The organism is Amycolatopsis jiangsuensis (assembly GCF_014204865.1).
Taxonomy (GTDB): Bacteria; Actinomycetota; Actinomycetes; order Mycobacteriales; family Pseudonocardiaceae; genus Amycolatopsis; species Amycolatopsis jiangsuensis.
In genome coordinates this window covers 6,917,928-6,940,829 of record NZ_JACHMG010000001.1, presented here as the reverse complement: position 1 = coordinate 6,940,829, position 22,902 = coordinate 6,917,928, and the positions used below count along the sequence as shown (strand labels likewise).

The 22,902-nt window shown below is 71.9% G+C and carries 20 protein-coding genes and 1 pseudogene; 15 read left to right on the top strand and 6 right to left on the bottom strand.

What is annotated here, in order from left to right; all coding sequences use genetic code 11:
- Positions 1–26: 26 nt before the first annotated feature.
- Positions 27–416, bottom strand: a complete 390-nt coding sequence (locus BJY18_RS31615; protein ID WP_184783530.1) for a cupin domain-containing protein — start codon at positions 414–416, stop codon at positions 27–29.
- 52 nt (positions 417–468) lie between these two features.
- On the opposite strand from BJY18_RS31615, the gene BJY18_RS31610 reads away from it, so the two are divergent.
- From BJY18_RS31610 to BJY18_RS31600, 3 genes are all read left to right on the top strand, one after another.
- Positions 469–1,464, top strand: coding sequence for a helix-turn-helix domain-containing protein (locus BJY18_RS31610; protein ID WP_184783529.1), 996 nt, complete (start codon positions 469–471; stop codon positions 1,462–1,464).
- 197 nt (positions 1,465–1,661) lie between these two features.
- The gene (locus BJY18_RS31605; protein WP_184783528.1) at positions 1,662–2,888 is read left to right on the top strand and encodes a lytic transglycosylase domain-containing protein; all 1,227 of its coding nucleotides are present in this window, start codon (positions 1,662–1,664) and stop codon (positions 2,886–2,888) included.
- A gap of 66 nt (positions 2,889–2,954) precedes the next feature.
- Positions 2,955–3,866: an SDR family NAD(P)-dependent oxidoreductase gene (locus BJY18_RS31600; RefSeq protein ID WP_184783527.1), complete on the top strand. Its 912-nt coding sequence runs from the start codon at positions 2,955–2,957 to the stop codon at positions 3,864–3,866.
- Positions 3,867–3,875: 9 nt separating this feature from the next.
- Here the strand turns inward: BJY18_RS31600 and BJY18_RS31595 are convergent, their stop codons facing one another.
- A complete protein-coding gene (locus tag BJY18_RS31595; protein ID WP_184783526.1) occupies positions 3,876–4,691 on the bottom strand; it encodes a TetR/AcrR family transcriptional regulator in 816 nt (271 codons plus the stop codon).
- A 116-nt stretch (positions 4,692–4,807) separates the two neighbouring features.
- On the opposite strand from BJY18_RS31595, the gene BJY18_RS31590 reads away from it, so the two are divergent.
- From BJY18_RS31590 to BJY18_RS31575, 4 genes are all read left to right on the top strand, one after another.
- Positions 4,808–5,215 carry a DnaJ family domain-containing protein gene (locus BJY18_RS31590; RefSeq protein ID WP_184784965.1) on the top strand — a complete coding sequence of 136 codons (408 nt, stop codon included), beginning with the start codon at positions 4,808–4,810 and terminating at the stop codon, positions 5,213–5,215.
- 104 nt (positions 5,216–5,319) lie between these two features.
- Positions 5,320–6,453 (top strand): metallophosphoesterase, encoded by a 1,134-nt coding sequence (locus BJY18_RS31585; RefSeq protein ID WP_184784964.1) that lies wholly within the window; start codon positions 5,320–5,322, stop codon positions 6,451–6,453.
- Positions 6,454–6,457: 4 nt separating this feature from the next.
- Positions 6,458–7,111 carry an HAD family hydrolase gene (locus BJY18_RS31580; protein ID WP_184783525.1) on the top strand — a complete coding sequence of 218 codons (654 nt, stop codon included), beginning with the start codon at positions 6,458–6,460 and terminating at the stop codon, positions 7,109–7,111.
- 77 nt (positions 7,112–7,188) lie between these two features.
- Positions 7,189–7,344, top strand: coding sequence for a hypothetical protein (locus tag BJY18_RS31575; protein WP_184783524.1), 156 nt, complete (start codon positions 7,189–7,191; stop codon positions 7,342–7,344).
- A 91-nt stretch (positions 7,345–7,435) separates the two neighbouring features.
- Here BJY18_RS31575 and BJY18_RS31570 read toward each other — a convergent pair whose 3' ends face one another.
- Entirely contained in the window at positions 7,436–7,894 is a 459-nt protein-coding gene (locus BJY18_RS31570) for an NUDIX hydrolase (RefSeq protein ID WP_184783523.1), read from the bottom strand.
- 133 nt (positions 7,895–8,027) lie between these two features.
- Here BJY18_RS31570 and BJY18_RS31565 point away from each other — a divergent pair, with 133 nt between their 5' ends.
- Positions 8,028–8,570 carry a DoxX family protein gene (locus BJY18_RS31565; RefSeq protein ID WP_184783522.1) on the top strand — a complete coding sequence of 181 codons (543 nt, stop codon included), beginning with the start codon at positions 8,028–8,030 and terminating at the stop codon, positions 8,568–8,570.
- A gap of 24 nt (positions 8,571–8,594) precedes the next feature.
- On the opposite strand, the gene BJY18_RS31560 is transcribed toward BJY18_RS31565, so the two are convergent.
- Both BJY18_RS31560 and kynU read right to left on the bottom strand, forming a co-directional pair.
- Positions 8,595–8,885: a hypothetical protein gene (locus BJY18_RS31560; RefSeq protein ID WP_184783521.1), complete on the bottom strand. Its 291-nt coding sequence runs from the start codon at positions 8,883–8,885 to the stop codon at positions 8,595–8,597.
- Between the two features lie 200 nt (positions 8,886–9,085).
- A complete protein-coding gene (kynU, locus tag BJY18_RS31555; protein WP_184783520.1) occupies positions 9,086–10,276 on the bottom strand; it encodes a kynureninase in 1,191 nt (396 codons plus the stop codon).
- 267 nt (positions 10,277–10,543) lie between these two features.
- On the opposite strand from kynU, the gene BJY18_RS31550 reads away from it, so the two are divergent.
- Positions 10,544–12,394 (top strand): AMP-dependent synthetase/ligase, encoded by a 1,851-nt coding sequence (locus BJY18_RS31550; RefSeq protein ID WP_184783519.1) that lies wholly within the window; start codon positions 10,544–10,546, stop codon positions 12,392–12,394.
- A 17-nt stretch (positions 12,395–12,411) separates the two neighbouring features.
- On the opposite strand, the gene BJY18_RS31545 is transcribed toward BJY18_RS31550, so the two are convergent.
- Positions 12,412–13,308 (bottom strand): SDR family NAD(P)-dependent oxidoreductase, encoded by an 897-nt coding sequence (locus tag BJY18_RS31545; protein WP_184784963.1) that lies wholly within the window; start codon positions 13,306–13,308, stop codon positions 12,412–12,414.
- Positions 13,309–13,693: 385 nt separating this feature from the next.
- On the opposite strand from BJY18_RS31545, the gene BJY18_RS31540 reads away from it, so the two are divergent.
- The 6 genes and pseudogenes from BJY18_RS31540 to BJY18_RS31515 all read left to right on the top strand — a co-directional run.
- Positions 13,694–14,884: an MFS transporter gene (locus BJY18_RS31540; protein ID WP_184784962.1), complete on the top strand. Its 1,191-nt coding sequence runs from the start codon at positions 13,694–13,696 to the stop codon at positions 14,882–14,884.
- Between the two features lie 849 nt (positions 14,885–15,733).
- A complete protein-coding gene (locus BJY18_RS31535) occupies positions 15,734–17,104 on the top strand; it encodes a GGDEF domain-containing protein (RefSeq protein WP_184783518.1) in 1,371 nt (456 codons plus the stop codon).
- Positions 17,105–17,189: 85 nt separating this feature from the next.
- Positions 17,190–18,209, top strand: a complete 1,020-nt coding sequence (locus BJY18_RS31530; RefSeq protein WP_184783517.1) for an amidohydrolase family protein — start codon at positions 17,190–17,192, stop codon at positions 18,207–18,209.
- A 98-nt stretch (positions 18,210–18,307) separates the two neighbouring features.
- Positions 18,308–20,473, top strand: a complete 2,166-nt coding sequence (locus BJY18_RS31525) for a phospholipase A2 family protein (RefSeq protein ID WP_184783516.1) — start codon at positions 18,308–18,310, stop codon at positions 20,471–20,473.
- 195 nt (positions 20,474–20,668) lie between these two features.
- Positions 20,669–22,330: an LCP family protein gene (locus BJY18_RS31520; protein WP_446680352.1), complete on the top strand. Its 1,662-nt coding sequence runs from the start codon at positions 20,669–20,671 to the stop codon at positions 22,328–22,330.
- Positions 22,331–22,471: 141 nt separating this feature from the next.
- Positions 22,472–22,825 (top strand): annotated as a pseudogene (locus BJY18_RS31515) (helix-turn-helix domain-containing protein); the annotation flags it as partial.
- Positions 22,826–22,902 lie beyond the last annotated feature (77 nt).

The window sequence follows — 22,902 nt, the reverse complement described above, 5'->3', positions numbered from 1 at the left end:
GCCGTCCCAGCTTGAAACTCAGCAGCTCAGACGGGGTGCCCGACGGTCACGTCCACGGTGTCGGGCACCTCTTCGTGGTCATCACCCACGGAAAGCGTGCCCGAGGGCTCCACGAGCAGCACCACGGATTCGTGTTCCGCGGACGGCTTGTGGAACGTCCCCCGCGGGACGACGAACAGCTGGCCACGCGACAGCCGCACGGTGCGTTCCCCGTCCGGTTCGCGCAGGCCGAGCGTGATCTCGCCGTCGAGGACCAGGAAGAACTCGTCGGTCTCGTCGTGCTTGTGCCACACGTGCTCGCCGGCGAACCGCGCGAGGCGAATGTCGTAGTCGTTGACCGTGGTGACGATCCGGGGGCTCCACACGGCGTCGAAGCCGGCCAGCACGGTCTGCAGGTCGAGGGGCAGTTTCGGCATGTCCTCGATGGTCTGCCGGACGGCCGCGGCAGGAAAGTGCTAGGAATTGCATATGTCGAAAGGATCCTCGCACCGGGTCGTGCTCGTCGTCGACGACGGGTCGAATCCGTTCGAAATGGGTGTGGCGACCGAGCTGTTCGGGCTGCGCCGGCCCGAACTGGACCGGCCGTGGTACGAGTTCACGGTCGCGGCGCCGGACGGCCGGGCCCGGATGCACCAGGGCATGTTCACCCTGGCCGACGTCGCCGGCCTCGCCGCGGTGGACGACGCGGACACGGTGATCGTGCCCAACCGGCCGGACCCGCAGGTGCCCGCGTCTCCCGCGGTCCTCGACGCGATCCGGCGGGCGACCACCCGCGGGGCCCGCCTGATGAGTTTCTGCACCGGCGCGTTCACCCTGGCCGAGGCGGGCGTGCTCGACGGACGGCGGGCCACCACGCACTGGCGCTGGGCCGACGAGTTCTCCGCGCGCTACCCGCGGGTACAGCTGGAGCCGGACGTGCTGTTCGTCGAGGACGGCACCGTGCTGACCGCGGCGGGCAGCGCGGCCGCGCTCGACCTTGGCCTGTACGTGATCCAGCGGGACCACGGCGCGGAGGTCGCCAACGCGGTCAGCCGCCGGCTCGTCTTCACCGGGCACCGCGACGGCGGCCAGCGGCAGTTCGTGGACCGGCCGGTGCCCGCCGCACCGGACACCTCCCTCGCACCGCTGCTCGCCTGGGCGCGCGACCATCTGGACCGGCCGCTGACCGTGGCCGACCTGGCGGCCCACGCGACGACCAGCGCGGCCACCCTGCACCGGCGGTTCCGCAACGAACTGGGCACCACCCCGCTGGCCTGGCTGAGCGCGGAACGCGGACGGCTGGCCTGCCGCCTGCTGGAGAGCGGGGAACTGCGGCTCGACCGCATCGCCCGGGACACCGGCATGGGCACCACCGCCACGCTGCGCCTGCAGGTGCGCCGCCGGACCGGGCTGTCACCCTCGGAATACCGCAGGCGCTTTAGTCCCTCCACTGTGGACACTGCTGCGCCACTCGGCGGCGGCTGATTGCTCCATTCGGTGGATCACGGAGGCGGTGGTGAAGAGCCGGTGAAGAGAACCCGTCGAAGGTGCTGTGCCGGACGGACGAAAGTTGGCCGGAACGGACAGATTTCGTGCGACCCGTCACCGAAACGGGTATTCATCGGCTAGCTTGGCCCTCGGTGGCTCCAAGACAGGCATCCACGACAGGCGGGGAGAGACGGATGGCGAAAAGCCGGCGCCGCGCGCAATCGCGGTCGGTCCGGAGCCGGGCGGTCGCCGCACTCGCCGGCGGCGCGCTCGTGGTGCTGCCCACGGTGACCTCGTCCGGGCTCCCGGTGCCGTTCCGCACCGCCTCCGACGGGCAGTCCGCGCAGGCCGCTCCCGCTCTGCCGCCGGGCATCACCCTGCCGCCGATCGGCGTGGACGGCAGCCTGCCGCAGCCGCCCGTGCCCCAGGCGCTGGCCGTGCCCGGCTACCACCCCGGCACCGGATCCGCCGCGCCGTCCGGCCCGCTCGGCATCCCGGAGAGCATGCTCAAGGCCTACCGCAACGCCGCCGACATCATGGCCGGGGAGCAGCCCGGCTGCCACCTCGACTGGGCGCTGATCGCGGCGATCGGCCGGGTCGAGTCGAATCACGCGCGCGGCGGCTACGTCGACAGCAGCGGCACCACGCTGGAACGCATCCTCGGCCCGGTACTGGACGGCTCCGGCGCGTTCGCCGCGATCCGCGACACCGACGGCGGCCGCTACGACGGCGACCAGGTCTGGGACCGCGCGGTCGGTGCGACCCAGTTCATCCCCTCCACCTGGGCGGGCTACGCCTCCGACGGCAACGGCGACGGGGTGTCGGACCCGAACAACGTCTACGACGAGACCCTCGCCACCGCGCGGTACCTGTGCTCCGGCGGGCTGGACCTGTCCGACCCGGCCACGCAGGCCGTCGCGGTCCGCCGGTACAACAACTCACAGTCCTACGTGGACCTGGTGCTGGGCTACGCGGCGGCCTACCGCGCCGGGGTCTCGCACCTGCCCGACAGCCAGGTGCCGATCGGCGCACCGCCCGGCCCGGGTGCCGACCAGGCCGCGGCGGGCAGCCCGGCGGGTGCGCCCGCCCCGCCGCCGCCACCGGTGTCCTCCGACCCCGGCACGCCGACCCAGTTGCCGACGAGCAGTTCACCCACGTCCACGACGCCGACCTCGACCACGCCGACCTCCACGACCCCGACGTCCACGACCCCGACGTCCACGACGCCCACTTCCACGACGCCGACGAGCACGACTCCCTCGTGCTCCACCACGCCGACGAGCACCACGCCCGAGAGCAGCGAGCCGGAGAGCAGCACGCCGGCGTCCGGCGACCCGTCGTGCCCGAGCACCACTACCACGTCCCCGGGCGGGGACTCGAGCAGCAGCACGCCCCAGACCACCACCTCGCCCACGAAGTGAGCGCGGCGGCGTTCGGATAGCGCGGGCGTTCGTATAGTGCGGGCACTGCCGAGCACTGGAGCGAACGTGGCCTGGAACCCCGAAGCCCTGCCCGACCTGTCCGGCCGCACCTTCGCGGTGACCGGGGGCAACGCGGGGATCGGCTACTTCGCCTGCGAGCAACTGGCCGCCGCGGGCGCGCACGTGGTGCTGCTCGGCCGTTCACCGGAGCGGCTGCGTACCGCGCTCGCCGCGCTGCGCGCACAGGTGGCCTGCGCCGAGGTGAGCACCATCCCGCTCGACCTGGCGGATCTGGACTCCGTCGGCCGGGCGGCCGGGGAACTCGTGCGGCGCGGCCGGATCGACGCGCTGATCGAGAACGCGGGGGTCACCGCACCGGGCCGCGTGCGGCGGACCACCGCGCAGGGATTCGAGCTGGCCATGGGCACCAACCATCTCGGCCATTTCGCGTTGACCGCGCTGGCCATGCCGGTGCTCACCGCTTCGGCCGCCAGGGTCGTGCCGATGGGCAGTCTGATCACCCGGCTGCGACCGTTCGATGTGGACGATCTGCAGTCACGACGGTCCTATTCGGATTTCCGCTCCTACGCCCAGTCCAAGCACGCCGTGCAGTCCTTCGGGTTCGAACTGGACCGGCGGCTGCGCGCGGCGGGCTCCCCGGTGCGATCGGTGCTGGCACAACCCGGGTTCAGCCTCGACCGCCGCACCCCGGACCGGCCCGGCATCAGCACCCGGGTCCCCGCGTTCGGGCTGCTGGCGCCCCTGTTCCAGGGCAAGGATCACGGCGCATGGCCGGCCGTGCGCGCCGCGGTGGACCCGGCAGCCGAGGGCGGCAGCTACTTCGGACCGGCACGTCTCGGCGCCGGCCGCCCGGTGCCCGGTACCGCACCGGCCGCCGACCGCGATCCGGACCGCGCGCGTCGCTTGTGGACAGTTTCGGAGGAGCTGACCGGGGTCCCGTTCCCGGTCGGAGAGTGAGTCCGGGCTTCAGGTAAGCGGCCGGCCGACTCGTTCCTCGATCCCGTCGAGCAACCGCTCCAGGCCGAATTCGCAGGCGTCGGAGGCCTGCTCCCGGGTGCCGCGGTCGAAACCGCCCGCCAGCCAGACCCGGTTCATCGCCGGATGCACGGTGACGTCGAAATAGCTGTCCCAGAACGAGGATCGCCGGCTCCACCAGGCGTCGTCGGACTGCCCCGTGCTGCGTTCGAGGTGCCGGCTCTCCGCCTCGACCGCGGCGTTCGCGTCGACGTAGCCTGCCACGCAGTTCGCCGCCGCGACCACCTCGCGCACCGGCAGGCCGAGTCCGTCCATAATGGACAGCAGGTACTCCTGGCCGGCGAACTGCCCGGGGCCCAGCACCGGGCGCACCCGCGAGGTCTCACGCAGCCACGGGTGCCGGCGGTAGGCGTCACGCGTGCGCTCGGCGTAGAGCGTCACCTGCGCCCGCCATTCACCGGCCCGCGGTTCGCCGGGCGCGGGCAATCGTCGCTCCAGCAGGACTTCGTCCACCATCAGATCGATCAGCTCGGTCTTGCCCGCGACGTAGGTGTAGAGCGTCATGGTGCCCGCGCCGAGTTCCCTGGCGACCCGGTGCATGGACGTGGCGGCCAGCCCCTCGGCGTCGGCGACCTCCACGGCCGCGGCGATGATCCGCTCGAGGGCGAGCGTGGGACGGCGCCCGCGGATCGGCTCGGACGGCTCGGCACCGCGCTCACGCCACAGCAGCGCCAGCGTGCGGTCGACCTCGTCGCGGGGTACGGGGCCGGCCGGATCGGCACCGGCGGGCCGGCGGTCAACGGTCATCGCGCTCCCCTGCGCCGGTGGCTTTCGGCGGATCCTACCCACAGGTTCAGGACTTTGGTCCCCTCCGTACGCCGGCGCCGTCCACTACCGTCGGTGGCGGAGGGCAGGTGAGTACCGTGACCGACCGCAAACCAGCCGGCGCGTCGTTCGGTTCCTGGGTGGACCGCCAGATCGCGGCGGCGGAAGCCCGCGGCGACTTCGCCGACCTGCCCGGGGCGGGCAAGCCCCTGCCGCCGCCGACAGGTCGCGACGCCGCCACCGACTGGGCGCTGCGCCGTGCCCGTGAGGGTGCCGTGGAGGCCGGCGCGTTCCTGCCGCCTTCGCTCGCGCTGCCGCGGGAAATCCAGGACCTGCCGGCGAAACTCGCGAAAGTCCGTACGGAGGCGAAGGTTCGCGAGATCGTGACGGACCTCGACGAGCGCATCCGCGAGGCGCACCGCCGCCCGCAGGACGGGCCGCCGCTGCGCGCGATGCCGCTGGACGTCGAGGAAACCGTGGAGAGCTGGCGGTCCGGGCGTTCGTGACCGTGCGCTGAGCACAGTGGACGGGTGCGGAACCCGGACGGCGGCACCACGGCGGCGGATCCGGCTACGCTGGGTGGTCCGTGTCCGAGAGAAAGACGACCGTCATGCGTGGACTTCGCCGGGGTGCCCTGCTGGGTGCCGTTCTGCTGCTGTTGTTCGGGGAGCCCTGGTCGGTGCTCGTGGCGCTGCCGGAATGGCCGGTGGCCGGGACGGTCACCGGCACCGTGCTGTTCGCCGCGGCCATGCTGGCGTTCCCGGTGCTCATGTACCTCGGCCACGGGCCGCGGCAGAGCGACGCTGCGGCCCGGATCGGGGACGGCCTGCTCGGCGCGGTCTGGGTGCTGTTCAGCTGGAGCGTGCTCGGGCACCTGCTGCGGCTGGTCCTGCTGCTGTCCGGGGTGGACGATCCGGCGCGGCCCCGGATCGTGGCCGCGGCCACCGTCGTCGTCGCGGCGGTGCTGCTCGCCACGGGGAACCGGATCGCGATGCGGGTGCCGCCGATCCGCGAGGTCGACGTGGTACTGCCGCGGCTCGGCGCCGGGCTGGACGGGGTGCGGGTCGCGGTCGTCACCGACACGCACTTCGGGCCGATCGACCGCACCCGCTGGTCGGAACGGGTGGTCGCGGAGCTGAACCGGCTCCGGCCGGACGTCGTGTGCCACGGCGGGGACCTCGCGGACGGGCCGGTCGCCAAGCGGCGCAAGCAGGTCGACCCGTTCGGCGGTGTCGAGGCCCCGCTCGGCCGGTTCTACATCACCGGCAACCACGAGTACTTCGGCGAGGCCCAGGCCTGGCTCGACCACATGGCCGACCTCGGCTGGGACACCCTGCACAACCGCGCGACCCTCGTCGAACGCGACGGCGCGCGGCTGCTGTTCGCCGGGGTCGACGACCCGACCGGCGCCGCGTCCGGGCTGCCGGGGCACGGTCCGGACCTGCCCGCCGCGCTGGCCGGCGTCGATCCGGACGTGCCGGTGTTCCTGCTCGCGCACCAGCCCAAGCAGGTCGTCCAGGCCCGGGAGGCCGGCGTGGACCTGCAGGTCTCCGGGCACACGCACGGAGGACAGATCTGGCCCTTCCACCTGCTCGTGCGGCTCGACCAGCGGGCGCTGTCCGGGCTCACCCGGCACGGTTCGCGCACCCAGCTCTACACCAGCCGCGGCGCGGGGTTCTGGGGTCCGCCGTTCCGGGTGTTCGCGCCGAACGAGATCGCCCTGCTCACCCTGCGCAGCGGCTGAGGCGATGGCGATCCGCGCGCTGATCTTCGACTTCGACGGCACCCTCGCCGACACCGAAGCCGCCGTCCTGCAGTCGTGGCAGGAAATGTTCGACAGCCACGGGGTGCCGCTCCCCCTCGACGTCTGGCACACGGTCATCGGCACCCAGAACACCGCGGCCACGATGTTCGCACTGCTGCGTGAACACGTCGGCGAGGTCGACCCGGAGGCGCTGCGGCCCGCGATGCGGGCCCGCGTGCGCGAGCTGCTGGCCGACGGCGGACCGCGCGAGGGCGTGCTCGCCTACCTCGACGAAGCTGCCACGCGGGGTCTCGCACTGGGAGTCGCGTCGAGCTCGTCGGCGGGCTGGGTGTGCGGCCAGCTCGACCGGCTCGGCCTCGCTGCCCGCTTCACCTCGGTGGCGACCGGGGACCGTCATCCGGCGAAACCCCGTCCGGACACCTACCTCGCCGTGCTGCGCGCCTTGGCGGTCCCGGCGACGGAAGCCCTCGCCTTCGAGGACTCGCCCCACGGCGTCGCGGCCGCGAAAGCCGCCGCACTCACCACGGTCGCGGTGCCGAACCCGATCACCGCGCCGCTGGACTTCGGCGACGCGGACCTCGTCCTGCCCTCGTTCACCGCGACCTCGCTGGACGAGCTGCTGACCCGGTTCGGGTAGCGCTTCGGTTTGCCGCGGGCCGCTGGGTGGTAACCGTTTCTTCAGAAGGTCCCCACCGAGAGAAGGATGAGGTTTACGTGATCATTCTGGGCGTCATTCTGCTCGTCATCGGATTCATCGCGAGTATCCCCGTGCTGTGGAGCATCGGCATCGCGCTGGTGGTCATCGGTGCGGTACTGGCGATCCTGGGCGGCACCGGCCGTCGCATCGGCGGCCGCGCACACTGGTTCTGACCACTCGATGACTCGGGGGCGGACCGGATTCCGGTCCGCCCCCGAGCCCGTGTGCCTCAGCAGGGCCAGTGCGTCAGCCGGGCCAAGCGGCTCAGCCGGATGCCAGCCGGTCCAGGAACGCTCGCTGGCCCTTCACCAGCTTTTCGCGTGCCGTGTCCAGGTCGAACCACGCGACGCGGTCGACCTCGGGGAACTGTTGCAGCTTCCCGGAACGCGGCGGCCACTCCAGCTCGAACGTGCCGGGCACGACCTCGGCCGGGTCCAGGTCCGCCTCCACCGCCCAGGCCGTGACGACCTTGCCGGACTGGCGCACCTCGCCCAGCGGCCGCAGCGGCCCGTCCGGCGCGGGCAGCCCCAGCTCCTCGGCGAACTCGCGGCGGGCCGCGGCCTCGGGCTCCTCGCCGTCCTCCAGTTCCCCTTTCGGCAGCGACCACGCCGCTTCGTCCTTCTTCGCCCAGAACGGCCCGCCCATGTGCCCGAGCAGAACCTCGACCCGGTCCCCGGAGGACCGGCGGTAGAGCAGCAGCCCCGCGCTGCGCCTGACAGCCATCGGCCCAGTCTGCCCGCCCCGCCCGCAGCGGCATCGAACCGGGCGGGAAAAACTTTTCGCCGCGGTGTCGATCCGCGGCCGGGCCGTTCGACGCGTAGGTGCAAGCAGCCGAGAACCCGGAAGGACCACCATCATGCGTACCTCCACTGCCGCACCGACCGCTCCCGCAGCCGCAGTCACCTCCACCGTCGCACCGACCGCTCCCGCAGTCACCTCGACCGCAGCCGCTCCCGACTCGGCCGGCCTCGTTCCGGATCCCGGCACCTCGACGGCCGCCACCCGGCCGCTGCCCGATCGGGCCCGTCCGGTGGTGCTCGGGCTGTTCCGGATCGTCGTGTCGGTCCTGTTCCTCTGCCACGGCGCTCAGGGCTTCGGCCTGCTCGGCGGGGTCGACGGGCACGGGATGGCAGTGCCGTTCGGACAGTGGCCGGGCTGGTGGGCCTCCGCGATCGAGGTCGCCGGCGCGCTGCTGGTGCTTGCCGGGCTGTACACGCGGGCTGCGGCGATCGTGCTGTCCGGGGTGATGGCGTACGCCTACTTCACCGTGCACGCGCCGCTCGGACTGCTGCCGCTGCAGAACATGGGCGAGCCCGCCGCGCTGTACTCCTGGGTGTTCCTCGCGATCGCCGTCGTGGGGCCGGGTGCGTTCGCGCTCGACCGGCTGCGCCGCCGCTGAACCCGGTTCGGCGCTGACGGCTCGTCAGCGCCGAACGCCGTCCGGTGTACGGGCCAGTGACAACCGCGGCGCAGCGGGCGGCTCGGGCTCGGGCCCGGCAGCGCGGCGACGAAACGGAACGAGGTCGCGCAGCATCTCCCGGCATGCCCAGCCGAGCACCAGCACCGACCCGATCAGCACGGCGACGAGCGCCGTCTCGACCGGATACCGCACGAGGTAACCGCCGAAGCGCGCCACGAGAAATCCGAGCACCACCCCGATCAGCAAGGTCACCACAGCGGAAACCGGTATCGCACGGCCGCGGGCCTGGATCATCACCGACCCCTTTCAACCCCGGAAAGGCACGCCGGACATCCCGGGCCTTCCCCCTCACGACCCGGCTCCGACCAGCGCAAAAGCAAGCATCAAGCATACCCGGACCGCAGGCGTCACCGACCCCTGCAGTCACCCGAAAAGGGGAGCGCGGAAACGCACTCCCGACCGCGCGACGAATTGTCGTGAAATCTGTTCGGCTTTCAGTGCAAGGATTCGCGGACTTCCCGCAAGGTCGTGACTGCCCGCAGTACTTCCGCGTACGTTGTGTACAACGGCGCCAGCCCGAACCGCAGCACGTCCGGTGGCCGGAAGTCGCCGAGCACCCCGCGCTCGTGCAACGCGGCCATCACCGGCTCCCCACCCGGGTCACGCACGGAGATCTGGTGCCCACGCGCGTGATCCCGCGGGGTCGGCACGTCCGCGCCGGGGAGGATTTCGTCGAGGCAGCGGAAGAAGAAGTCACCGAGCGCGAGGCCTTTTTCCCGGACTACCGCGAAATCGACGTCGTCCCATACGTCGAGGGCGGCGTCGAGCGCCAGCAGCGACAGCATGTCCGGGGTACCCGAACGGGCCCGGCCCACCCCGGCCGCGCCGCGGTAACCCGCCTCCATCGCGAACGGGTCGGCGTGTCCGGCCCAGCCGGCCAGCGGCTGGTCGAACGTCTCCTGCCACCGGCGGGCCAGATACACGAAAGCGGGCGAGCCCGGGCCGCCGTTGAGGAACTTGTACGTGCAGCCGACGGCGAAGTCCACTTCGCAGCCGTCGAGCCGGACCGGGACCGCACCCACGCTGTGGCAGAGGTCCCAGACCATCAGGGCCCCCGCCCGGTGCGCGGCCGCGGTGCCCTCGGCCATGTCGTGCAGCCGGCCGCTGACGTAATCGACGTGGTTCGCCAGCACGACCGCGGTCCGTTCGCCTGCCGCGGCGGACAGTTCGTCCAGCGGCACCCGGCGCAGGGTGTGCCCGGTGAGCCGGGCGACCTGCGCGGCCACGTACCCGTCGGTGGGGAAGGTCGCCGCGTCGAGCAGGATCTCGTCTCGCCCCGGATTCGCCCGCACCGCGGCGACGAGCGTCTTGAACAGGTCCACGCTCGTCGAATCGGACACCACGACCTGTCCCGGCGCGGCGCCGACCAGCGGAGCGATCCGCTCCCCGACCCGGACCGGCGCGTCCCACCAGCCCTCGGCCCACGAACGGATCAGCCGCCCGCCCCACTGTTCGCGCACGACCGCGGCCAGCCGTCCCGCGACGTGCTTCGGCGGCGCGCCGAGCGAGTTGCCGTCGAAGTACGCGACGGCCGGATCGAGGTCGAACTCCGCACGTTTCGCGGCCAGCGGATCGGCGGCGTCGAGCGCGGCGGCCAGCTCACGAACGGCGAGCGGCTCGGTCATCGGCACTCCTCACAGACGGGGTCGCCCCCATTCAAACAGCCAGGGCGACGACGCCGGGGGACGACCGCGGCGGCAGGTGAAGCCGACCGCAGCAGCCGGTGCGGACGGCCGCAGCAACCAGTGGAAACCATCGCGGCGGCCGGTGCGGGAATGCCTGTCCGGGCGCGAACGGCGGTCACCGCTGACTGGCCGCGATTCTCTGTTCCCACCGGCCGGGAGGTCCTACAGTGACCGGCACCACGAATCCTCGTCCAGGAGGGGCCGGCGTTGACCACCTCGCAGACCGCAGCCACCGAGCAGACCGCGTCCGAACTGGCCGAGGGCCAGACGATCCCGCGCCTGCTGCACCGCAATGCCGTCGAGTACGGCGACCACCCGGCGGTCACCTCGCTGGACCTGCCCGGGCAGCCCACGCTCACCTGGCACGAGTTCCGCGATGAGATCGCCGAGGTGTCCCGCGGCCTGGCCGGACTCGGGCTCTCCCGCCGCGACCGGATGCTGATCATGGCGCCGAGTTCGCCGGCGCACCTGGTCGCCGACCTCGCGGCGGTACACCTCGGCGCGATCTCGTGCACTGCCTACGCGACGCTCAGCCCGGTCCAGATCCGTTACGTCGCCCGGCACAGCGCCGCCCCGGTCGTCGTATTGGCCGGCGAGGACGAGCTGGCCCGCTGGCTGACGGTGCTCGACGAACTGCCCGCGCTGCGGTACGTCGTGATGCTCGACGAGGACGCGATCCCGGCCGGGGACGAGCGGTTCGTCCCGTACTCGGCGGTGCGCGAGGCGGGCCGCAGCTCGCTCGCCGAGGATCCGGAGGCGTTCGAACGGGCCTGGCAGGCGATCGGCCCGGACGATCCGCTGTCGATGATCTACACCTCCGGCACCACCGGTGATCCCAAGGGCGTCGTGCTCTCGCACCGCAACGCGATCCACGAGGGGTACGCGGTCGGGCGCGTGCACCGAACTCCGTTGTACGCCACCAACATCGCGTATCTACCGCTGGCGCACGTCGCCGAGCGGGAGCTGTCGATCTACCTGCCGACCCTCTGGGCGGGCCACGTGCACACCGTGGCCGACGCCTCCGGCGTGGTCGCGGCGCTGGCCCAGGTGCATCCGCAGAGCTTTTTCGGTGTCCCGCGGGTGTGGGAAAAGATGGTGGCGGGCTTGAAGAACATGCTCGCCGGGGTGCCGGAGGACCGGCGTGAAGCGCTGGTGTCGGCCAACGAACTGCTGCAGCAGGGCTACAAGCTGCGCAGCGCCGGCGAGGAGGTGCCGGCCGAGCTGGCTGCCCGGATCGCGGAGACCGACGAGACCGTGCTCGCGCCGGTGCGCGCGCTGCTCGGGCTGGACCAGCTCGTCGTGGCTTCCAGCGGCGCGGCCGCGCTGCCGCTGGAGGTGCTGTACTTCCTCGCCGGGCTGGGCGTCGAGATCAAGGAGGTCTGGGGCCTGTCCGAAACCACCGGCGCGGCCACCACGAACAGCGCCCTGTCGTTCCGCGCGGGCAGCGTCGGGCAGCCGCTCGAGGGCGTCGAGGTGAAGGTCGCCGAAGACGGCGAACTACTCGTGCGCGGACCCATCGTGTTCCTCGGCTACCTGCAGGAGGACGGTGCGATCGCCCCGGCGACGGACGCCGAGGGCTGGTTCGCCACCGGCGACATCGGCACGATCGACGAGGACGGCTTCGTCTCGATCACCGACCGCAAGAAGGAACTGATCATCACCTCCAGCGGCAAGAACATCGCGCCGACGCGGATCGAGGGACTGCTGACGGAGCACCCGCTGATCGGCAAGGCGGTCGCGATCGGCGACGGACGGCCGTACGTGACCGCGCTGATCGTGCTCGACGACGAGATCGCCCCCGGCTGGGCCGCGGCCAACGGCATCGAGGCGGCCGACCTCGACGCGCTGGCCACGCACGAGAAAGTGCGTGCCGAGATCGACCGCGCGGTCGCGTCGGCGAACGGCCGGCTGGCGCGGATCGAGCAGATCAAGCGCTACCACCTGATCAGCCACACGTGGACGCCGGAATCCGGTGAGCTGACCCCCACGCTGAAGCTCAAGCGCCGGGTGATCGACGACCGCTACGCCACGGCCATCGGCGAGCTCTACCCCGGCTGAGCCGGCCGCGCGGGACGTCAGGCGATCCGGCTGGAGGTGTCGGTCCACTTGCGCAGCCGGGGTGGGACCCGCTTCTCCAGCCCGTAGTTCTCCAGGTGCGCGGAGAACACCTCGTCGAACGCCTTCTGCACGGTTTCGCTGTCCCACACCGGGCGTTCCAGGATCGGCTGCTTCAGGTAGGGCTGCCCCATCACGTGCAGCTGCGGGCCGTTGCAGCGGATCAGCTGCCCGGTGATGCCGTGCGAACCCGGACCGAGCAGAAACAGCACGACCGGCGCGATCCGGTCCGGGGTGCGTTCGGGCGGGCACGCGCGCAGCGCCCGCTCCGACTTCCACACCATGCGGGTGTGCGCGACCGGGCACACCGCGTTCACGCGCACGCCGGACTCCTCCAGGTCGAGCGCCCACGAGTAGGTCAGCGAGGCGACCGCGCCCTTGCTCGCCGAGTAGGCGCCCAGCTTGCGCTGACCGAGTGACGCCCCGGACGAGATGTTCACGATCGAACCACCGGTACCGGAGTCGACCATCGCGCGGATCGCGGCCAGCCCGGTGTACATCACTCCGAGCACGTTCACCTCGACCAGCCGCCTGGCCTGCTCGGCGTCGTCCTCCCATGGCAGCGCCTCGTAGTTGAGCCCGGCGTTGTTGACCAGGCCGTCGATCCGGCCGAACTCGGCCACGCAGCGATCCACGATCGCCTGCGCCTGTGCCGGGTCGGCCACGCTGTGCCCGCTCGCGACCGCACGGCCGCCGTGCGCGCGGATGGCCGCCGCCGTCCGCTCGGCCGGCTCGGCGTCGACGTCGTTGCACACCACCGCGCCGCCGGCCCTGGCGAGGTGCACGGCGAACGCCTTCCCGAGCCCGCGTCCGGCGCCGGTCACGACCACGGCCTTGTCCCGCATGAGGTCCTGCATGAGCCTGTCCATACCCACTCCCCGTCACGTGCCCGGCGGGACGAGGGGCTGTCCCGCCGAGTCACTTCCAGTGTTGGGCCATTCGGCGCAACGGGCGCGCCGGCGGCGGCGAGCGGCGGGCGGTCTGCGCCGAACGAGGGACGGCCGATCTGCTCCGCGTATCCGGCAGCAGATCACCCGATCCCGCACGCCTGATCGGGAAACCAGGACACCGGCGCGTGATCGGCGGCATACTGACGGTTGCGCCGGGGAGCGGACCGGCGCGGAATGTGACGTCCCGGCCGGAGTCGTCACCGCCGCGGGCAGAATGCGGACGGGCACCCGATGTTCACCCGGCCGGGGAGGGGGAAGTGATCGACTCGTGACGACCGACGCGACAGCAGCGCTGACCGCGCCGCTGCGGAACGTCGAGTACCGCGTGCTGTGGGCGGCCGAGGCCATCTCGAGCGCGGGCGACCAGCTGGCGAAGGTCGCGCTCTCCATCCTGGTCTACCACCGCACCGGATCGGCGCTGTGGGCCGCGGTGGTCTACGCGCTGACCTTCCTGCCCGCGCTGGCCGGCGGCCTCGGCCTGTCCTTCCTGGCCGATCGCTATCCGCGGCGCGCGGTGCTGAGCGTGAGCGCGGCGGCGCAGGCGGTACTGGTCGGGCTGATGAGCGTGCCGGGGATGCCGCTGGTCGTGCTGTGCCTGCTGCTGGTGGCGGTGCAGCTGGCCGCCTCGCCGGCGAACGCCGCGCAGAACGCGATCACCCGCGAGGTGTTCGACGACGACGAGCTGTACCTGCGCAGCCAGGACCTGCGCGGGATCACCACGAACACGGTGCAGCTGCTCGGCCTGGCCGGCGGCGGGCTGCTGGTGACCGCGGTCGGCACGTCCTGGGCGCTGGCGATCGACGCGGTGAGCTTCGCGGTGGCCGCGGTCATCGTCCGGGTCTGGGTGCGCGACCGGCCTGCCGCGGGCGGCGAGCACAGCACCTGGTTCTCCGCCACGCGCTGGGTCTTCGGGCAGCGCCGGCTCCGGGTGCTGATCGCGCTGTCCTGGCTGGTGGGGCTGGCGGTGGTGCCCGAAGGGCTGGCCGCGCCGCTGGCGCAGCAGCTGCACGCACCGTCCGCGGCGGTCGGCTGGCTGCTCGCCGCGGACCCGCTCGGCTTCGTCGCCGGGGCGTTCCTGCTGTCGAGGTTCGCGTCCGCCCGGGTCCGCCAGCGCCTGCTCGGCGTGCTGGCGACGGCGTCGCTCGCCCTGCTGGCGCTGTTCCTGCTGCAGCCGAACCTGGTGCTCGCGCTCGTACTGCTCGCGCTGGCCGGCGCGACGGGGGCCTACATCATCACCGTGACGGCCACGTTCTCCACCTGGGTGCCGAACGACCTGCGCGGCGGCGCCGGCGGGCTGTACCGCACCGGCCTGCGCGTCGCGCAGGGAGTCGGCGTCGCGCTCGGCGGGGTGATCGCCGAGGCAACCGGCTCCGCGGTCACCGCCATCGCACTGGCCGGCCTGGCCGGCGTCGCGCTGGCGATCCCCACCGCCTTCTCCTGGACCCGGGTCCGGCACACAGCCGAGGCCGGTTCGGGCCTGTGAAGCCACTGTCCAGCGGCTTACGGGCAGCGGCCTGCGGAAAGCGGCCCGCGGTGAGCGGCCTCCGTCCAGCGGCCTGCGCGGAGCGGCTTGCGGCGAGCGGTCAACGGGGAGCAGGCTTCGTCCAGCGGCCTGCGCGGAGCGGTCTCTATCCAGCGGCTCCGCACAACGGTCTCCGTGCAGCGGTCAGTACGCAGGAGTCCTCGCGCAGGGACTCACCCCGCAAGACTCAGCGTGCAGCGGTCTCCGCGCGACGGCGTTGGTGCGACGGTCCCCGTGCGGCGTCTCCTTACCTGGACGTCGACACACAGCGGCGCCCCGAGGAAGTCCACGGCAGCAGTGCCGTGCAGACGTCCCGTCGCCGGGGTTCCCGTGCCGGGGTTCCCGTGTTCGTCTCGTCGCTCCGGCCGGTGTCGCGCTTCGCCGGAGAAACCGGGTCGCCGGTCATTTTCATGCTTCGCGGTCACGCACGGGACACACCTCCACCCACATTGTCACGAATCGCTCTCGTCTCGGTCACGGAACTCACGCCTCGCGGTCACGCACGGTTCTTCACCTCCGTTCGGGACAATTCACCGGAAAATGCACGCGCATATTCACGCCTCACGGTCACGCATGGGAAAACACCTCACCTCCGGGGACGGTGGAGACACGGGTACCGCAATTTTCTTCGCTGGTTCGGGAGCCGTTGCTCCGCAGGTGCCACCGAGTACGGGGACACCTGCGAATTCTGCCTCAGGCGACGGACGACCGCCGAATGGCCGGCTGATGCGATGATACCGGTAACCGAGGACGAAGCGGCAGCGGGAATCATCCGCGAACCGCACGAGACACGGCAGGAGGCACTGCCCGATGCCGGGAACCGGACCCGCGCACGGTGAGCCGCCGGCTTCCGGGGACGACGCTGCGGCGCGTCCCGGGGCGCTCACGCGGCTGCGCGAGCTGATCTCCGGCAACCCCGTGCCGTCGTGGGACCTGTGGACCAAACCACGGCGGATGATCGTTTTCCTGTTGTCCTGGGACGTGATCGCGATCGCGGTGCTGACCGCGGGCGTGGTGACCTCCCCCGGGCCCGCGCTGCTGGACTGGGGCCGGTTCGGGGTGCTCGCGGTGTGCGCGACCGTCCACATCCAACTGACCCGGCGGCAGGAGGAACGCCGTCGCAACCGGCTGACGGCCGTGCACATCGACCTGTCCGGCATCTGGGTCTTCCCCGGCGCGCTGCTGCTGCCGATCCACCTCACCCTGCTGCTGCTGGTGATCGTGCGCGGGCAGCGCTGGTTCAATTCCCGGCGGCCACCGCACAAGTTCCTGTTCACCTCATTCACGCACGCGGTGTCCGCGCTGCTGGCGCACGAGCTGTTCGAGGCTTTCGCCTCCGCCGAACTGGCACGGCTGTCGCCGTCGAACTCGCTGCCGGTGTTCGGGATCCTGATGCTCGTCGGGTTCTGCTACGCGGCACTGCAGGCGATCGTGATCGGCGGCCTGCTGGCGCTGGGCGGCACCGCGACACCCACGCTGCGCAACGTACTGGGCACCAAGGACGACAACCTGCTCGAACTGTCCACGATCGGCCTCGGCACGATCGCCACCATTCTGCTGGTGAACATCCCGCCCGCGATCGTGATCCTGGTGCTGATCACGGTACTGGGCAACCGGCTGGCGGAAATCAACCAACTGCAGTCGGAAGCCCGTACCGACGCGAAGACCGGGATCTCCAACGTGCGCGGCTGGTCCGAATCCGCGGAACGCGCGCTGACCCGTGCGGTGCGTGGCGGGGAAAGCCTGGCGCTGTTGATGATCGATCTGGATCATTTCAAGTGGATCAACGACACATTCGGCCATCCGGCGGGTGACGACGTGTTGCGTACGGTCGCGCAGACCCTCGACGAGGTCACCCGCCCCAAGGACATCACCGGCCGTTTCGGCGGCGAGGAGTTCCTGGTTCTGCTGCCGGAAGCGGACGCGACCGCGGCCAAGGTGACCGCCGAACGCATCCGCACCGCGATCGCCGAACAACGCGTCGTCACCACCGACAAACGCGGCGGCTCCGCACTGATCGGCGGCCGCACCGCCTCGATCGGGGTAGCCCTGCTGGGGCCGGACGGGGCGAGCCTGGACAGCCTCCTGCAGGCAGCCGACGCGGCGGTCTACACGGCCAAGGAAGGCGGCCGCAACCAGGTGCGGTTCGCGGAAAGCACCGAACCGCCACCGGCGGCGTGAGGCGACTTTCGCCGGGAACCGAAGCCGCCGGGCGGCGAACGATACCGTGCACGGCAGACGTTCCCGTACCGGAGGAGAGCACCTCGTGACCCGGCTGCCGAAGATCGCGCTCGAAGAGGCCTACGAGCATCCGGACAAGGTGGCCAGGGTGCTGGCGGATCCGGAGGTGCTCGCCGACGTCGCGGACCGCGGTGGCGTGACGCCGGAGTTCTACCGCCCGGTGATGGCGAAGCTGCCCGAGTTCGGCGAGGCCCGGCTCGGCAGCATGGCCGCCGCGGGCGTCGAGCATTCGGTGCTTTCGCTGACCGCACCGGGGATCCAGAGCATCCTCGACCCGGTCGCGGCCACCACGGAAGCACGCCGCCAGAACGACTTCCTCGCCGAACAGGTCGCGAAGCGGCCGGACCGGTACTCGGGATTCGCCGCGGTCGCGTTGCAGGATCCGGCGGGCGCCGCGGCGGAACTGCGGCGCGCGGTCGGCGAACTGGGGTTCCGCGGGGTCCTCGTCAACGGCTACACCAACGTCGGCGACAGCGCGCACGGAAGTTACCTGGACGAGGAGCAGTACCACCCGTTCTGGGAAGCCGTCGCCGAACTCGACGTGCCGCTGTACCTGCATCCGCGGCCGGGACTGGAGACCTACGCCGGGCATCCCGAGATGAAGGGCGCGACCTGGGGCTTCGGCACCGAAACCGCGTCGCACGTGGTGCGGCTGCTGCTCGGCGGCCATTTCGACCGGTTCCCGGCCACGCAGCTGATCGTCGGGCACCTCGGCGAAGGGCTGCCGGCGCTGCTGTGGCGCACCCAGCACCGGTTCGAGGACAATCCGTTCGGCAGGCGGTTGCGCAAGACGATCCCGGAGTACGTGGCGGACAACATCTGGGTCACCACCAGCGGGACCTTCTCCGACCACGCGCTGACCAACGCGATCCTGACCGTCGGCGCCGACCACATCCTGTTCTCCGTGGACTACCCGTATTCGGAGAACGCGGAAGCCGCCGACTGGATCGAGCGCACGCCGATCAGCGAACTCGACCGGCGCAAGATCGCCCACGGCAACGCGAGCGCACTGCTGGGCATCGATCTGGACGTCGACCTGGGCTGAGCCGGGGTGGCCGGGTTCCCCGCTTCCGGAAAGCCCCCGGACCACGATGGGGGACGGCCGCCTGCCGGGACACCGCGGAGGCTGGCACCCTGGAGCGCATGCCAGCCGACCGTGCCCCGGCCGCCGTTCGCGTGCGACGTCCCTGGTCGACGTCTGCCTGGCTGCTGCTCGTCCTGCTCGTGGTGTTCGGCTTCGGGGTGATCGCCTCACGTCCCGCCGCACCGCCCGACCAGGGGCCGCCGACCGGCGACGTGCTCGCCGCGCAGAACGCCATCGCCGCGCTGACCCACCCGGGCGCGAAGCCGACGGCGCTCGCCCAGCTGCCGTCCGACTTCACCGCGGTCACCGACGTCAAACCGGGCGCGCTGCCGGCTCGCGACGGCACGGTGCGTGCGGTGCACGTCGACGGCGGCTGTTCCACCCCGTGGGGCGACGACAACACCAAGTGGGACTTCGCCGTCCCCTGCAAGGCGCACGACCTCGGCTACGACCTGCTCCGCTACGCCGACAAGAAGGGGCACCCGCTCGGCCCGGAGGTACGGGCCTCGCTGGACGCCCGGCTGTCGTCGGACATGCACCACGCGTGCGACATCAACCCGATGGACTCCGCAGGTACCTGCGGAGTGGTCGCGTCGCTGTATTCATCCGGGCTGACGGTGAACTCGTGGCACCAGCGCTGGGGACCTCCGGTCGGCGACCCGATCGGTTCGCTGGTGGCCGGGGTGCTGGTGATCGGCTGTCTGCTCGTCGCCCGGATGCGCGGGTGGCTCACCGCCCGTCGCACGTCACCGCGGCCGTTCCTCCGGCGAGGCGTGCCCCGGCCGTGGGCGGTGGTCGGCGCGGCCGGTGCGGTGCTGCTGATGGTCGGCGAATCGGTGACCGCGCTGGCCGACTGGGCGGGCGCGCCGGAGGGTGCGTGGTGGCCGGTGACCTGGCTGGCACAGCTGGCGCCGGTCCTGTTCTTCGCCTGCGGGCGTGCGAACGCGGCCGGCTGGCACGCCGAACGCGGCCGTGGTTACCGGCATTACCTGGCCGAACAGGCTAGCCCGCTGCTGCGTCCCGCGCTGATCTTCGCCGTGGTGGCGTTCCTCGTGCCCCTGGCGCTCGAGTTGCTGGGCATCCCGGCGGGCACCAGCGCGACGGTCATGCGGATCGCGCTGCATCCGTTGTGGCTGCTGGGGGTGTACCTGCTGACCATCGTCAGCGCTCCGGTACTGCTGGCGCTGTACCGCCGCGTGCGGCTGTGGTCGGTCGCCGCGCTGTCGGTGTTCGTGGTGGCCGGTGAACTGGCCGCCGTGGGCACCGGCTCGTCGTGGCCGCGTTACGGCGCGACGCTCGCGCTGGCGCTGCTGGCCCAGCAGGTGGCCTTCGCGCACGCAGACGGCGTCCTCCTTCCCCGCCCGCTGCTCGGCGTCGCCGCGGTCACCGGCGTGACCGGGCTGGCAGCGGCGACGTCGGTGTCCGGCACCTCACCGATCCTGCTGGGCAGCCCGGGCGCACCGGCCGCGCTCTCCGCGCCGCCGTGGGCGGTACTGCTGCTGGGCGTCACGCAGCTGGGCCTGGCCGGGCTGCTCGCCGCGCCGTTGCGCCGCTGGGCCGGCTTCGGCTGGGTGAGCCGCGCGACGAGTCTGGTGCTTCGCGCGCCGATGAGCCTGTATCTGGCGTTCCTGTCGGCGATGCTGCTGCTGATCGCCCTCGTGTACCTGCCCGGCCGGATCGCCGACGGCCTGTCCTGGCTGCTCCGCCCGCGCACCGCGGTGGCCGTCGCGCTCCTGCTGGTCCCCGCCGGACTGGTGTTCTGGTGGTTCGAACGGCATCCGCGCGCGGTGCGCGACGAGCCCGCCCCGGCGCCGGTCCGTCCGGAGCCGCCGACCGGGCGGGTGCCCGTGTTGCTGACGCGGGCCGCGGCGGCGCTCGGGATCGGCTACGCGACGCTGGGCGTGTTCGGCCTGGCACTCGCCCGGTTCGGGGACGTGGCCGCCGACGCGGACGTCATGGGCGTGCGGTTCGACCCGGTGCAAAGCCTCGTGCACCTGCTGCTCGGCGTGCTGCTGCTGCACACCGTGCGGACCGCCACGGCGGCCAGCGTGGGGACCTGGCTGGTCTGCGCGGTCGCCTGCGTGCCCGCGCTGATGGAGGCGGGCGGCGGGGTTTCCGCGGGGGCGGTCACCGTGGTGCTGCACGTCGCCACCGCGGCGTTCGCGCTGGTCGCGGCCGGGTCGTGCGTGTGGCCGGTGCGGCGTCCGGCCGGCGCCGTGACCTGACGCACGCGACACGCATACCGCCGGCCGGGCGAAAGTACCCTGGATGCCGGACGATGGTGGTGCACACCACACGGGCCGGGGGAGGTGCGCAGCCTCCGCAACCCGGCCCCGGCACCATGCGTCTCCAGAAGAGGCGTCCCCAGGACAGGCGTCTCCGGAACCGGAGCGAACGAACGACGAGAAGGAGCCGACCGCGTGGACCACCCGCCTCGGAACGGGCAAGGCGATCGACGCCCCGCCCGCTCCTGGCAGGAGCCGCCCGGGCGGGCCACGGGCCGGCGCACGCCGCCACCGTCCGCCCCGCCGCCGCGCGCCCGCCGGGAGCCCCCGCCCGGCACGCGCCCGGGAGGAGCGTCCCGGCGTCCCGTCCGGCCCCGCCGCAATCCGCTGCGCGGCGCGAAAGTCGCGGTCGCCGTGGTGTCTTTGCTGGTGATGGGCCTGACCGGGTACGCGTGGGCTTCCTTGCAGGGCCTGGTCGACGGCCTGAACTACGCGAACGTGATCGAGAACGGCGGCGGCGACCAGCCCGCCGACGGCGCCCGCGACATCCTGCTGGTCGGCCTCGACAGCCGCACCGACGCCCAGGGCAATCCGCTCTCCCCCGAACTGCTCGCGCAGCTGCGCGCCGGGGAGGCCGACGGCGAGCTGAACACCGACTCGCTGATCTTCGTGCACATCCCGAACGACGGCAGCAAGGCCGTCGCGATCTCGCTGCCGCGCGATTCGTACGTGAACATCCCCGGCGGCTACGGAAAGCACAAGATCAACTCCGCGTACGCCCGCGCGATGCTGGAGGCCCGCAAAGACCTGCAGGCGAAGGGCGTGACGGACCCGAAGCAGCTCGACGTGCAGGCCAACCAGGCCGGCGCGAAGGAGCTGATCGCCACGGTCGAGGAGCTGACCGGCTCCACCATCGACAACTACGCGGCCATCAACCTGCTCGGGTTCAGCGACATCACCAAGGCCATCGGCGGCGTCGACGTGTGCCTGAACGACGACGTCGACGACGAGTACTCCGGTGCGAAATTCACCAAGGGCCAGCACACCATCGCCGGGGTGCAGGCGCTCGAGTTCGTCCGGCAGCGGCACGGCCTGCCGCGCGGTGACCTCGATCGGGTGGTGCGCCAGCAGGTGTTCATGGCCGGGATGGCGCGCAAGGTGCTGTCCGCGGGCACGCTGACCGACCCGTCGAAGCTCAACGCGCTGATCGACGCGATCAAGAAATCGGTGACGCTGAACCAGAACTGGGACATCTTCGGCTTCGCCCAGCAGATGAAGGGCCTGACCGGCGGCCAGCTGGAGTTCCGCACCGTTCCGGTGGAGAACGTCGAGTACCACACCCCGAACGACGGGGTCGCAGTCCAGGTCGACCCGGACAAGGTGCGGGAGTTCGTGCAGGGCCTCGCCGGGCCGCAGCAGGGGCGGCAGGCCCCGCCCTCGCAGCAGCAGGCCGCCTCGCACCAGGACGTCACCGTGGACGTGCGCAACGCCTCCGGCCGCGACGGCCTGGCCGCGAGCGTGTCGAAGCAGCTGGCCGGGAAGGGTTTCGGCGCCGGTGACACGGCCAACGCCAGCTCGCGCAAAACGTCGGTGATCTGGGTACCCAGCGGCGGTGAGGAGGCCGGCAAGGCGGTCGCCGACGCGCTCGGCGTGGAGGCGACGGTGCAGGAGGACAAGAGCGTGTCGAAGGGGCACGTGATGGTGTTCCTCGGCTCGGACTTCGAGCCCGGCAACGGTTCGTCGAGTGGGTCCGGCGCGGTGCAGGCGCCGGCCGCGTCGCCGGGCTCGTCCGCCCCGCCGGCCACCGAGAACGACGAGAAGCCGATCACCGCGGAGGGTGTGCCCTGCGTCAACTGACCGGTCCGGCTGCTCCGTTCGGGGTAGCCAGGGCCGGTTCCCGAAAGTTCTTCGCCGAATCCGCGTAAGGAACCGCCACCTCGTCGCTTTCACCTCCGCAAGACGCACGTGCTGCGGGATTCGGGAGGGGCAGGGACGGCAGTGGCCATCGACGCTGAGCACTACCAGCGGGTACTCGGGGACGAGCTGCGCAAGCTCCGGCGCGGCCGGGGCTGGACACGCAAGGAGCTCAACCAGCATCTGCAGAGCGAGATCTCCCTGCAGACACTGGCGACGTACGAACTGGGCACGCGGCAGTGTTCCGTGGTGCGCCTGGTGGAACTGTGCGTCGCGATGGACGAGCTCCCCCAGGACCTGCTGGCGAAGGTGCACAGACGGGTGTTCGTGGAGGAACCGGGCCGGATCCGGGTGGACCTGCGCCGGGTGATCACCGAGGCCGGACCGGAACTGAACCCCCTCCGCCGCTGGGCCGAAGGCCGCCTGCGGCAAAGCGGCCTGGCGGTCCCCGCCGGGGGTCCGGTGGCCGGAGGCCGGCCGGGCGCCGCGATCGCTCCGGGTCACGGCACTGCCCC